The organism is Flavobacterium sp. 2755 (assembly GCF_031455715.1).
Lineage (GTDB): Bacteria > Bacteroidota > Bacteroidia > Flavobacteriales > Flavobacteriaceae > Flavobacterium.
The window spans coordinates 156,025-168,797 of sequence record NZ_JAVDTG010000003.1 but is presented as its reverse complement, the minus strand read 5'-3'; the positions used below and the strand labels follow the sequence as shown (position 1 = coordinate 168,797).

The following is a 12,773-nucleotide window of genomic DNA, read 5'->3' as shown; positions in this document are numbered from 1 at the left end:
TTTTGATTTTTTATTAGCTTATTACACTAAGCACTACAAATAAGATTACCAGAATAATTACGGCAAATCTTGTGTATTTTGATGTTTGCATATTTGTTTTTGTTTAAAGGAATTATGATCTGATTGCGACAAATATAATAGTTTATTTTACTTTTTATAATATTTTGTTTTCTTCTTGATCAATTTTAACAAAACAAAAAAGCCCTGAAAAAATCAGAGCTTTTAAAATTTATAAAAAGAAAAATATTATTCCTCTTTCATTGTATGATAAACGTTCATAACGTCGTCATCTTCTTCAATTTTTTCGATTAGTTTTTCAACGTCAGCGATTTGAGCTTCAGTTAATTCTTTTGTGATTTGAGGAATACGCTCAAAACCAGAAGATAAAATTTCTAAACCTCTGTTTTCTAATTCTTTTTGTAAAGCACCAAAACTTCCAAAAGGAGCGTAGATTAAGATTCCGTCTTCGTCTTCAAAAACTTCCTCGGCACCAAAATCAATTAATTCAAGTTCTAATTCCTCAGCATCAAGACCATTATTTGCAATTCTGAAATTACAAGTATGATCAAACATAAATTCAACAGAACCCTGAGTTCCCATTGTACCGTTGCATTTGTTGAAATAACTTCTAATGTTTGCTACCGTTCTGTTATTATTGTCAGATGCAGTTTCAATCAAAATCGCAATTCCGTGAGGAGCATATCCTTCAAATAAAATTTCTTTATAGTTGGCAGTATCTTTATTGCTGGCATTTTTAATCGCGCGCTCAACATTATCTTTAGGCATGTTGGCCGCTTTAGCATTTTGTATAACAGCTCTTAATCTAGAATTGGCGTCAGGGTTAGGACCGCCTTCTTTAACAGCCATAACGATGTCTTTACCAATTCTGGTAAATGTTTTGGCCATTGCAGACCAACGTTTCATTTTTCTTCCTTTTCTAAATTCGAACGCTCTTCCCATTTCTAATTTTTAGTTTTGTGATGCAAAAATAAAGGTTATTCCTTATTTATCCAAAATCAAAATTTTAATTTTTTTTATTTGTTTCAAGTTTCAAGTTTCAGGTTTCACATTTCAAGTTGGCATAACTTTACGAACATTCCATAAAACTTGAAACCTGAAACAAAAAAACTTGAAACAAAAAAACTTGAAACAAAAATGTTTTATTTTGAAAAATTGAAGTCATTGATAATATTCACCGCTTCGTTGAGGTATGGATTTGTTTTTAAATTATCCATTTGGTATTGATTAATCGTTTTATCATTAGGATAAGCGCCTAATAAAAACTGATTTACAGAAGAATTGTAAACATCCAGCGGATTATTTTCGTCATTAAAAGTATTTATTTCTGTCCAAAGAGAATTTACGACTTTCTTTTGTTTGAAAATTGCATCCAAAGTCATCGGAATTTCCGCTTTTGGCGTATTAACCAATTGATCTATTTTTAGATTGATCTTTTTAATATCATTAAAATAAAAATTATCGGCCAGTCTCAAAGAGCTGTTTTTGGCCAGTTTATCAATTAAAGCACGTTTTACATACGGTCTGAATTTTAAAAACGGTTCAATACTGTCATTTTTCATCGCGGTCGGAAAATCACTTTCTTTTTGATAAACATCTTCATAAAATTCAGGAAGAACAACATCTGGCGTAACCCCAATATATTGATGGCTTTTTCCTGTAACCCTGTAAAATTTATTGATTGTGATTTTAAGGAAATCAGTATTTTTAGTTTCGTCAAGCGAAAGAATCGTCTGCATGGTAGCTTTTCCAAGCGTATTGCTTCCTAACAAAAGCGCGCGATTGTAATCCTGCATAATCGAAGAGAAAAATTCACTTGCAGAAGCCGTATTGCTATTCACCAAAATCACAATTGGACCTCTGTAAATCATGCCTTTGTACGGATCATTGATAACCGATTTTTCTTTTGTGTGATCAATAACAATCGAAATTGGGCCGTAATCAATAAACATTCCCGCCAGTTTTATGGCTTCTTCCATTGAACCTCCGCCATTGTCAATCAAGTCAATCACTAAACCCTTAATATTATCTCTTTCCAGTTTAATAACTTCTCTGGCTACATCATCGGCACAGCCTTTTCTGCTGTTTCCATCTAAATCAGCATAGAAACTCGGAATTTTTATGTAGCCAATTTTACTTTCCTTACCAATTATAAAACTGAAAACCGAATTTTCTTCGTCTTTCATGACTTGTTTTTCGATAAAAACGTCAAAGTTTTTGCCGGAGTTTCTTTTCAGCGTAAGCGTAAGACTTCTGTTCGCTTCAGATAAAATCATGGTAGAAATAGATTCTAACGAAGAGCAGGAAACCTGAAGTGTTTCTTTATGATTGGAAACCGAAATAATCTGATCACCTTTTTTAATTTGCCCAGTTTGATACGCCGGACCATTTGGATCTATTTCGTGAACTATAATTTCATTTTTTTCATTAAGATTCACCGTCATTCCCAATGACAAATGTTCTTTTGATAAAGAAGCCACAAAACTCGATTTAGAATCATCGCTAAAATAAGCCGTATGCGGATCAAAATAAGTACAGAAGAAATTATAAAGATTTTCGTCTTGTTTCGTTTTAGTTTCTAAAAGCGTGCTGATACGGCAAATTTCATTCGACACAATCAACTTTCTTGATTTAGCTTCAATAGAAGCAAAATTAGCTTTTATAGAATCCAGGTTATCGCTCGTTTCTGCAATATCATCCAGAATTTGATAACGCAGTTTTTTACGCCATACTTTCTCTAAATCTTCATTCTTTAAATAAAAAGGAAACGATTTTTTGTAAAATCGAATCGTATCTTTTTTGGTATAATCAAATGCAGTTGCCTGAATTTTTTCAAGAACCTCTTTAGTTCTCATCAATCCATTAATATATTTGGCGGTAATATCAGTTAAAAAAGTACAATCGTTGCTCAAAATTAAATCGTCAAGATTTAAACGATATTCTGCAGCCAGTTGATCGTATTCACCCTTAAAAAAGATATTACGTGAAGGATCTAATTCATTTATAAGATTATCAAAAACAAAAACAGATAAACTGTCATCAACTGGTTTTGGACGCAAATGTTCCGTTTGAATAACCGCATTTATTTTGTTCAGAATTTGGCATGTCTCGGCGCTATTTTGACTAAATAGGAAAGAAGTAAACAGTAAAAATAACGGCAAAATTTTGTTCATAGGTGAAATCTCAACATTCTATATTAAAGTTACGGTAATTTTTCGAAAACGGTTTACATTTTTTCTAAAAAATCTTACATATAAATAAGAAATAAAATGCCGAAGATTAAATGATTTCAAGCGATAATACTTGCAATTATTTAATCTTCGGCAAAAAAAAAATGCATTACCCTTACAGTAATGTATCTTACAATATTTATAACTTTAATTATTTCTTGTAAAAAGGCAGTTTTACCACTTTTGCAGGAACATCATTTTTTCTAATTCTAATAAAAATATCACTGTCAACAGCACTGTTTGAAACCGTAACATATCCTAAACCAATTCCTTTATTTATAGAAGGCGACATTGTTCCAGAAGTTACAATTCCAATTACAGCTCCAGAACCATCTACAATTTCATAATCATGTCTTGGCACCGCACGCTCCTGCATTTCAAAAGCAACTAATTTTCTGGTAATGCCAGCTTCTTTTTGCTTTTTAAGAGCTTCAGAGTTTGTAAAATCTTTAGTGAATTTTGTGATCCATCCTAAACCAGCTTCAAGTGGAGAAGTAGTATCATTAATATCATTTCCATAAAGACAGAATCCCATTTCAAGACGTAAAGTATCACGCGCTGCAAGACCAATAGGTTTGATCCCGAAAGCTGCACCAGCTTCAAAAACTTTGTTCCAAATAGCTTCGGCATCAGCATTTTTGCAGTAAATTTCAAATCCTCCCGAACCAGTATAACCAGTTGCAGAAATAATTACATCATTAAAACCGGCAAAATCAGCTACTTCAAAATGGTAATAAGCAATTGCAGATAAATCTATAGAAGATAAAGCCTGCATCGCCTCAACCGCTTTTGGCCCCTGAATTGCTAATAATGAATAATCATCAGAAAGGTTTTTCATTTCAACTCCCAAATCATTGTAAGATGAAATCCAGCTCCAGTCTTTTTCAATATTCGAAGCATTTACAACAAGTAAATACTCTTCTTCTTTCATTTTATAAACAATCAAATCGTCTACAATTCCTCCTTCGTTATTTGGAAGACAAGAATATTGCGCTCTTCCAATAGTTAAAGTCGAAGCATCATTTGAAGTCACTTTTTGAATCAAAGCCAAAGCATTTGGTCCCGTTAACAAAAATTCACCCATATGCGAAACGTCAAAAACGCCCACACTATTACGAACCGTTTCATGTTCAGCATTAACACCTTCATATGTAATAGGCATGTTGTAACCCGCAAAAGGCAGCATTTTCGCTCCCAAACTCTCATGTATGTGCGTAAGCGCAGTATTTTTCATTGTGTTGTTTTATAAAATTGTTCTGCAAATCTATTCAAAAAATATCTAATTTGAATGCCTTAAATTATAAATTTCGCAATAATTAGGAGCAATTTCCTGCTATCCGCTATATCTTTTGCTTTTTAAAGAAAAAAGCAAAAGGATGCCGCTTCTATCAGGGCTAGGACTCAACGGAAACAATAAACATTCGTGTTTTCGATTTTTTATGTAACTTTAATCATAAGAAACATCAAAGAATCATCTTTTATAAAGTCAAGCTTTCACGATAAACTATGTTTGTTAAAAACAAGTGAAACGCCTTTATCCACAAAGAAAAACTATGATTCTATGTGTTTTAAAATAAAAAAGCCATCAAATGAAATCTCCATATTTAATCACAAAAGAAGAAATCTTAAAAATATACAAACCCGTAAATCCTCATACACACAAAGGAATTCAGGGTCACGCTGTGATTATCGCCGGAAGTTACGGAAAAATAGGAGCAGGCGTTTTAGCTTCAAAAGCGTGCTTAAAATCCGGCTGCGGACTCGTAACGACTTTTATACCAAAATGCGGTTATCAAATCCTGCAAACCTCCATTCCCGAAGTAATGACTGTCACCGACGAAAATACCAATTTTATTACCAATATTCATTTACCATTAATCCCGCAGGCAGTTGGAATTGGACCCGGAATAGGGAAGGAACTCGGAACACAAAAAGCCTTATTTGAATTTTTAAGAATCAACAAAGCATCTTTAGTTTTAGATGCCGATGCCTTAAATATTATTTCTGAAAATTTATCCTGGCTGGAATTGGTTCCCGAAGACACGATTCTGACACCTCATCCAAAAGAATTAGAACGCTTGATTGGCAAATGGAATTCAGAATCTGAAAAATTTCAAAAAACAATCGCCTTTTCAGAAAAGTATAAAGTTATCATAGTCATGAAAGGCGCACCAACATTTACTATAAACAGAAATTCTGTCTACGAAAACACAACCGGAAACGCAGCCTTGGCAACCGCAGGAAGCGGCGATACCTTAACCGGAATCCTCACAAGTCTTCTGGCGCAAGGCTACGAACCCAAATACGCCTCAAAATTCGGAGTTTATCTTCATGGATTAACAGCAGATATTGCTTTGCGAAAAACTGGTTATGAATCTTTTACGGCTTCTACAATTATTAAGTATCTTGGAAAAGCATTTTTGAGTTTACAGGTTTAACCGCAAAGAGCGCAAAGGATTTTCGCAAAGGGCGCTAAGTTTTTTAAGGTGCTTTGCTTTTTTAAGAGCGCAAAGATTTTATAGCAGAGCATAACATCCCGCTTGTCACCCTGAGCGAAGTCGAAGGGACGCAAGCAGCTCGACAAACAAATTTACTTTGAGGAATATCTTTGCGTTCCTTCGACTTCTCTCAGGATGACAAAAATGACAATAAAGCTTTGCGACTCTGCGCCTTTGAGAGATTAAAAAAAACTCAGCGCCCTTTGCGAAAATCCTTTGCACACTTTGCGTTAAAATCTCACAGCTATAAAACAAATTAACTTTGAGGAATATCTTTACGCTCCTTTGACTTCGCTCAGGATGACAAAAATGACAATAAAACTTTGCGAACTTTAAAAAGCAAAGCAACCTTTAAAAAAAACTCAGCGTCCTTTGCGTAAACCTCCGCGAACTTTGCGTAACAATAAATCTTCCTAGCCAGAAAAAAAATCTAAAATCTACCCTCTAAAATCTAAAATCAAAAATCGTAAGTTTGTATTTATGAAAAACAACTTCGATCTCAGAACGGTAAACGTCATGCGTTATATAACGCCGCTGCGCGAAGGCGGATCTTTGCCCGCTTTGGCAGAAGCCGATGACGACTTTAAATACGTATTAAAATTTAGTGGTGCCGGACACGGCGTAAAAGCCCTTATAGCCGAATTAGTTGGCGGACAAATAGCAAAAGCCTTAAAATTACAATTACCGGAATTAGTATTCGCAAATCTCGACGAAGCCTTTGGAAGAACCGAAGCCGATGAAGAAATTCAGGATTTACTGCAGGGAAGTCAGGGATTGAATCTTGCACTTCATTTTTTATCAGGAGCCATAACTTTTGATCCCGTTGTAACAACTGTCGACGCAAAATTAGCTTCGCAGATTGTTTGGCTGGATGCTTATATTACAAACGTAGACCGAACTTTCAAAAATACTAATATGCTGATTTGGCATAAAGAATTATGGCTGATTGATCACGGAGCATGTTTGTATTTTCATCATTCCTGGAACAATTGGGAACAGCATGCTAAAAGTCCGTTTGCATTGATAAAAGATCATGTTTTATTGCCTCAAGCTTCACTTTTAAAAGAAGTTGATGCTGAGTTTAAAGCGATTTTAACGCCGGAAATTTTAGAAGAAATTGTAAATACAATTCCGTTAGACTGGCTTCAGTGGGAAGATGCAGATGAAACTCCGGAAGGATTGCGAAACGTTTATTTGCAGTTCTTAAAAACAAGATTAGAGAATTCAGAAATATTTGTAAATCAGGCTCAAAATGCAAGATAACCACTTATACGAATATGCTGTGATTCGTGTTGTGCCAAGGGTAGAGCGCGAAGAATTCCTGAATATCGGAATCATTTTGTTTTGCAAAAAAGCCAAATTTATAAAAGTACTTTTCCATTTGGATCAAGCCAGAATTCAAGCACTATCAAACGATTTTGACATCGAACAATTAGAATGTAATCTGACTTCATTAGAAAAAATAGCAAAAGGTGCCAAAGACGGCGGCCCAATCGCTGAATTTGATATTCCGGAGCGTTTTCGCTGGTTAACGGCAATTAGAAGTTCTGCAATCCAAACTTCAAGACCTCATCCGGGTTTGTGTCAGGATTTAGAGAAAACAATTAATCGTTTGTTTGAAGAGCTCGTGTTGTAACTATTTTGAACCATATAAGTTATATAAGATAATTTAAGATTTAGCTTAAAACGAATCTCGCAATCCCCATGGCTATCGGGATTGCGAGATTAAAAAAACTTAGCGTCTTCGTGCCTTCGTGGCAAACAAAAAAAGCAAAACCATATAAACAATATAATATAATTTAAGACTAAAACTTAAATACCTTATATCACTTATATGGTTTAAAAAATAAAAACTAAACTAACTCATATTTTAAAAAGATCCGCAGATATTGCCGCCTAAAGTTGCTCCGGCATTTGCCGAAATATCAGATTTAACAGCAGTTTTATTAAGTTTTACAATAGAATATGGCGGAGTAAAAGCAGTACCGCTTCCGGCTTGATTTCCGGTTGTATTGGTAAAAACGTTATCAGTTGCCGTAACAGCCGTATAGCCGCTCATTAAATCGATAGGCGTTTTTACACCTTCAAAAACGTTGCTTTCTACACGAAGATCAGCTTCAAAACCTGCAGCGATACATTTATTACTTACCGTACTGTTAAAGAAATTGTTTACCAAATGCACTTTTCCAAAGCGAACTCTTGGCATTCTTTCTTTACATCCGGGAGCCCACCAGCATCTTGCAAAAGTGATTCTCAATTTGCCACGATCTGCAGTAGCACCATCGCTTGAACCAATTAAGTTTGAGTATCTATGATCGTCTGATCCTCCTGAACCTCCAGCTTTTGGTGGTTTTAGATAATGAAATTTAGAATACGTAACCGAAATATAATCGGATTTGTTTTTGATGTCGAAGTTTCCGTCAACGCCATCTCTAAATTCACAGTGATCTACCCAAACGTTGGTACATTCATCCAAAATTGCATTGTCCCAGCCATCAGTATCATAAGCTCCTGGGCCTTCAAAAATTAAATTTCTGATGATTAGATTTTTACATCTTTTAATGTTGATAATACCAGAAGCATCTTTAGTCTGATTTGTCGAAACTAGTTTTGCACCACTTGTACCATAAATGGTTTTACCAGTTTGATCCTGAAATGATAATCGTGTAGTAACTGTAATTGTTCCGGAAACTTTGATCACTTTTACAGAAGTGTTCTCAATAGCCGCTTTTAATTGAGCATAAGTTGTAACCGTAGTTTCAGCCGAAGAACCGCCGCCGGTTGTGCTTCCGTTTTGAGAAGCCCAGCCCGGAACTTCAGAACAGTTTCCAATTTTTGCGGTTAAATTCGTCGTAGACGACCGAGTTGTTGTTTCGATACTTGCTTCTGTATTTGATGAAGCAATTTCTTCAGAATTACATGCTGTAAATCCCAAAGCCAATGTTAGTAAAAACATGGAGAGTGTTGATTGTAATTTCATAATTTAAGTTTGGTTATTTATAAAAGTTTAACAACACAAATCTGACTATAATTTGCAGGAAAAAAGTTGAACAAGTTCAAACTTTTGCAAAAAATTCTATGAAATTCGTTTTTTTAACAGTTGTTAATTTACAAAAATGCATAAATAGTGTACATTTACGTAATCGATTACATTTTTTAAACCCCTAATAAAGAATGAATTGAAAAACAAATTTAATTCCAAACAAAAACCACAAGCATGTACAACCTACTAAGAAAAAACATTGAGCGAAAGATCCCGCTCACAGATGAAGAATGGAATATCATTGTTTCAAAAGCTGAACTTATTAAACTTAAAAAAAATCAGTTTCTTCAAATCCAGGATTCTAATAATAGTTATGAGGGGTTTATTTTAAAAGGTTCATTTAAAACTTACATCTTAAACGAAAACGGAACGGAAACCGTAATTTTCTTTTCTTTCGAAAATGAATGGATGTGTGACCTGGAAAGTTTCTATCACCAAAAACCAACGACTTATAATATCAAAGCCATAGAAGACAGCGAAATTTTGGTCATAAATAAAGTCCAAAAAGCGCAATTGTTTGCAGAAGTTCCCAAGCTTATCCAGTTTCATGTTTTAATGATTGAGCGCGCAAATGTGGCTATTCAGCAAAGACTTTTAGATGTTTTAAATAAAACTTCAAAACAGCGTTATTTAGATTTTAAAGATCGTTATCCGCAAAAAGTCCAGACCATAAACAACAAAAATCTTTCATCGTATTTAGGAGTTTCACACGAGTTTTTATCAAAGATTAAGAGGAGGGTTTCTTAGGTTCAAAGGTTCAGAGGTGCAAAGGGACAAAGGTTTTCTGTATTTTAAAAAATAATCTCGCAATCCGGATGGCTATCGGGATTGCGAGATTAAAAAAAAACTTTGTGTCTTCGTGCCTTCGTGGCAAAACAACTTCTATTAAAAATCCAATATTCCAAACAGACATTCAGTAGAAAAATGAAGCATTATATTTTCCTTTTCTTGATTTTCAATGACTAATAAATCATAAGGTTCTAAATCGTACTGCTTCTCATTAATTTTAATAACAGTTGTATCTAAAGAAAATAAAATTATTATTTGAGCATTACAAATCTGATTACTATTTGTTATTTCCAGTTTATGACGGGAAATTTTTTCAGAAATCATCCAATTAAAATCAATGCCATTTGTATAAGAAGTTACTTCATCATCTGAATTAAATTCCATGATTTCATACTTCTCATACACTTTCCTTTCTTTGTTTACCTCAATATCTAAGCAGTTATCAAGCATAATTAAATATCGGTGATAACCCTTAAATTTGGTAAATTCTGATGGAACTTTCTCTATTGTAGCGCTGCTTATTCTGAATACAAAATCTCTATCGGTATAGTTTGCTGTTTTCGGATATATCATATATTCATATGTCAATCCGCCACTCCAAATAGAGGGTTTACTATCTTTTTTAGAGAAAAGACTTATTTTCATTTATTGAATATTTTATAAGATTTCAAAGTATCTAAGATCCATATTTAATTTTCTTTTAAATGAACTTATATCACTTATATGGTAAAAAAGAAAAAACTTAGTGTCTTTGTGCCTTCGTGGCAAAAAAAACTTAAATCTTTTTCTCTAAAAATATAAACTCCAAAGGTTCTTCTGAAACTGTAATATGAATTTCGCTTTGAGGGAAAGGTTCTCTTTCACCTGTATCAACATAACCATGACGTTTGTACCACGCAATAAGTTCTTCACGAACCGAAATAACCGTCATAATAATACCAGACAAACCAAGAGTTTTAGCATGAATTTCGGCTTCAGCCAAAAGCTTTTTGCCGATTCCGCTATTTTGAAGTTCAGGCGAAACGGTCAACATTCCTAAATACAATTGATGTCCTTTTTCAACTAATAAAACCGAACCAATAATTTTATCGTTCTCTGTAAATTTCAGAATCGTATTTTTCGGATCAAGGAAAATTTCAGTCATTTCCTGTTCGTCAGTTCTTTTGCCTTCTAGTAAATGCGCTTCGGTTGTCCAGCCTTTTTTAGAAGATTCTCCTCTGTATGCTGAGTTTATTAAGATTGTTAATGCCGGAATGTCTTCGAGTAATGCTTTTGTAATCATGTTATGCGGATTGTATTATAAATATAAATAGTTTCCAGTTTTAACTGGAAAAAAAATTGAATTGCCTAGAGATTTAGCTGTAGGAACAAAGTTATGTTAGAAAATGGCTTTAGCCTAATCTTTTGTGTTTTTTGGCTAAAGCCACTTATTGTACTAAACAAAACCTCCAGCTAAAGCTGGAGGCAATTGATTTTTTATAGAAGTAATTTTAATTTATTTTGTTGGAACTAATAATTCTCTAACATCCACATCTAATACTTCAGCAATTTTTCTTAGAATTTCAATACTTGGTTGAGAATTATTATTGCAGTAATTTGTTACCACTACATAACTCTTTTCTATTTTTTCGGCTAGCCAAGTTTGTGTTCTTCCTTGTTCTTTTAGGACTTCTTTGATTCTATTCATTTGAATATTAGCTATTAATGTTTTTTTTATAATACTATTTAATATATAAAATTATTACCTATTGATAGTTTTATTTCAGTGTGTTAAATTATAATATAAAAATATATTGTAAAATATTATAATTTGATATAAATTTGTATTGAAATTTAATATGTTATTTATGAAAGCATACACTAAAGCAAATCTTGAACAGATAGTCATGATGCAATTAGAAAACTTGAACGCTATGAACGATTTATTATCTATAATGAAATTGCAGAATGAATTATTGCACAATGCCAACAAAAAATTAAAAGATGAAATTTCTGAGTTTAAGGAAAAAAGTTTTAAATATCAAACTAGTAAAGGAAATCAGAAATAATTCCTAAAATAATTAATTGAATTTGTACTTGAAAGTAATGATTCAGAGATTTATTGCATCGCTAGCGCGAGCGTCCCGCTCGTGCCCATTCCAATTGGTTTTTGAATTTCTTTGTGTTCACGAGCGGGACGCTCGCGCTAGCAGGTTATTGACACTAATCATTCTTTATTTATAATCATTTGAATAATAAACATAATATGGTCTATCTATTGATTCCTTGTTTGAAGTTAAATGATTAATGCAATTTAATTGAAAGTATTTTTCTAAATCTTCAGGTTTTAATTTTTTACAATTATTAATATCACTTTGTTTAATTCCAATAAATAATTTGCCATAGACTTCAATTTCTGTTATAGTGTCGAGTTTAATCGTCGTCATATTGTCGCTTGTCTTTAGAATTGTTGTTACTGCGGTAACTTGTGCATTATATTCTGGTATTTGAAAACAAAATGTAAATAAACTATCATCCCGATTTATGTCATATTCACCTCTAAAATCGGATTGTTGAAATATTGAATCTTTATTTAAAGAAATTTTATATTCTTTACTTGAGAGGATTTTTAAATTAATGGATTGTCTAGGACTTGAATCAGTCACAAAAATCAACATACACAAAATTCCAATAACAGAATTAAGAATATTATTGGTTTTTTCTTCTATTTCGGTTATTTTTCTTTTGAAATAAAGATAGGAAAATGGCAGAATTATTAATGCAACTAAGTCGGTTAAATCAACTGTTCTGTAAAAAGCTAAATTTGTAAAATTCGAAATCCACTCAATAAATGGTTGCGATATTTCAAATTTCCATAAAGTAAAAATTACAGAGATTAGAAGATAAATTTTGCTCGCATTTTTTTCGAAAAAAATTGAAATGAAGTAAGGAAAAATAAAAAGACCAGCAAAGTCGGATAATTTACCCGTTATAAAATTTGAAAAAGTATATTTAAGATAGAAGTCATTTAATACTAATGTCAATAACCCTAATAGGAAAAGATTCTTTTTTAATAAGTAATATTTTGGATTTTTTGTCATTCAATTATTCGTTTCTTTTTCTTGTTTTTACCTTGCTAGCGCAAGTGTCCCTCTCGTGAGCGTTCCAATTGGTTTTTGAATTTCTTTGTGTTCACGAACGGGACGCTCGCGCTAG

At 33.1% G+C, this 12,773-nt stretch carries 13 protein-coding genes; 5 read left to right on the top strand and 8 right to left on the bottom strand.

Translation table 11 applies throughout. The annotated features are described in order from the left end of the window. Positions 1 to 246: 246 nt before the first annotated feature. From J2Y38_RS07985 to gcvT, 3 genes are all read right to left on the bottom strand, one after another. On the bottom strand, positions 247 to 960 hold the full coding sequence (locus tag J2Y38_RS07985; protein WP_026729302.1) for a YebC/PmpR family DNA-binding transcriptional regulator: 714 nt from the start codon (positions 958 to 960) through the stop codon (positions 247 to 249). A 200-nt stretch (positions 961 to 1,160) separates the two neighbouring features. Then, complete coding sequence (locus J2Y38_RS07980) at positions 1,161 to 3,191, bottom strand: S41 family peptidase (protein ID WP_309841110.1); 2,031 nt, start codon at positions 3,189 to 3,191, stop codon at positions 1,161 to 1,163. 208 nt (positions 3,192 to 3,399) lie between these two features. Then, a complete protein-coding gene (gene gcvT, locus J2Y38_RS07975; protein ID WP_309841109.1) occupies positions 3,400 to 4,482 on the bottom strand; it encodes a glycine cleavage system aminomethyltransferase GcvT in 1,083 nt (360 codons plus the stop codon). A 355-nt stretch (positions 4,483 to 4,837) separates the two neighbouring features. On the opposite strand from gcvT, the gene J2Y38_RS07970 reads away from it, so the two are divergent. The 3 genes from J2Y38_RS07970 (at position 4,838) to J2Y38_RS07960 (ending at position 7,382) form a co-directional block, all read left to right on the top strand. Continuing rightward, positions 4,838 to 5,686 carry an NAD(P)H-hydrate dehydratase gene (locus tag J2Y38_RS07970; RefSeq protein ID WP_309841107.1) on the top strand — a complete coding sequence of 283 codons (849 nt, stop codon included), beginning with the start codon at positions 4,838 to 4,840 and terminating at the stop codon, positions 5,684 to 5,686. 540 nt (positions 5,687 to 6,226) lie between these two features. Next, positions 6,227 to 7,009, top strand: coding sequence for a HipA family kinase (locus J2Y38_RS07965; RefSeq protein WP_309841105.1), 783 nt, complete (start codon positions 6,227 to 6,229; stop codon positions 7,007 to 7,009). Next, positions 6,999 to 7,382 (top strand): DUF3037 domain-containing protein, encoded by a 384-nt coding sequence (locus tag J2Y38_RS07960; protein ID WP_073482406.1) that lies wholly within the window; start codon positions 6,999 to 7,001, stop codon positions 7,380 to 7,382. Before J2Y38_RS07965 ends, J2Y38_RS07960 begins: the two co-directional genes overlap by 11 nt. A 234-nt stretch (positions 7,383 to 7,616) precedes the next feature. Here the strand turns inward: J2Y38_RS07960 and J2Y38_RS07955 are convergent, their stop codons facing one another. After that, entirely contained in the window at positions 7,617 to 8,726 is a 1,110-nt protein-coding gene (locus J2Y38_RS07955) for a pectate lyase-like adhesive domain-containing protein (RefSeq protein ID WP_309841102.1), read from the bottom strand. A 237-nt stretch (positions 8,727 to 8,963) separates the two neighbouring features. Here J2Y38_RS07955 and J2Y38_RS07950 point away from each other — a divergent pair, with 237 nt between their 5' ends. Beyond that, positions 8,964 to 9,536, top strand: coding sequence for a Crp/Fnr family transcriptional regulator (locus tag J2Y38_RS07950; protein WP_053473578.1), 573 nt, complete (start codon positions 8,964 to 8,966; stop codon positions 9,534 to 9,536). Positions 9,537 to 9,674: 138 nt separating this feature from the next. Here J2Y38_RS07950 and J2Y38_RS07945 read toward each other — a convergent pair whose 3' ends face one another. From J2Y38_RS07945 to J2Y38_RS07935, 3 genes are all read right to left on the bottom strand, one after another. Further along, positions 9,675 to 10,223, bottom strand: a complete 549-nt coding sequence (locus J2Y38_RS07945) for a HutD family protein (protein ID WP_309841099.1) — start codon at positions 10,221 to 10,223, stop codon at positions 9,675 to 9,677. 130 nt (positions 10,224 to 10,353) lie between these two features. Beyond that, on the bottom strand, positions 10,354 to 10,860 hold the full coding sequence (locus J2Y38_RS07940) for a GNAT family N-acetyltransferase (RefSeq protein WP_309841098.1): 507 nt from the start codon (positions 10,858 to 10,860) through the stop codon (positions 10,354 to 10,356). Positions 10,861 to 11,073: 213 nt separating this feature from the next. Then, positions 11,074 to 11,265: a helix-turn-helix transcriptional regulator gene (locus tag J2Y38_RS07935; protein ID WP_180861931.1), complete on the bottom strand. Its 192-nt coding sequence runs from the start codon at positions 11,263 to 11,265 to the stop codon at positions 11,074 to 11,076. 160 nt (positions 11,266 to 11,425) lie between these two features. On the opposite strand from J2Y38_RS07935, the gene J2Y38_RS07930 reads away from it, so the two are divergent. Continuing rightward, positions 11,426 to 11,626, top strand: a complete 201-nt coding sequence (locus J2Y38_RS07930; RefSeq protein WP_309841096.1) for a hypothetical protein — start codon at positions 11,426 to 11,428, stop codon at positions 11,624 to 11,626. Between the two features lie 165 nt (positions 11,627 to 11,791). Here the strand turns inward: J2Y38_RS07930 and J2Y38_RS07925 are convergent, their stop codons facing one another. Then, positions 11,792 to 12,658 (bottom strand): hypothetical protein, encoded by an 867-nt coding sequence (locus J2Y38_RS07925; RefSeq protein WP_309841094.1) that lies wholly within the window; start codon positions 12,656 to 12,658, stop codon positions 11,792 to 11,794. Positions 12,659 to 12,773 lie beyond the last annotated feature (115 nt).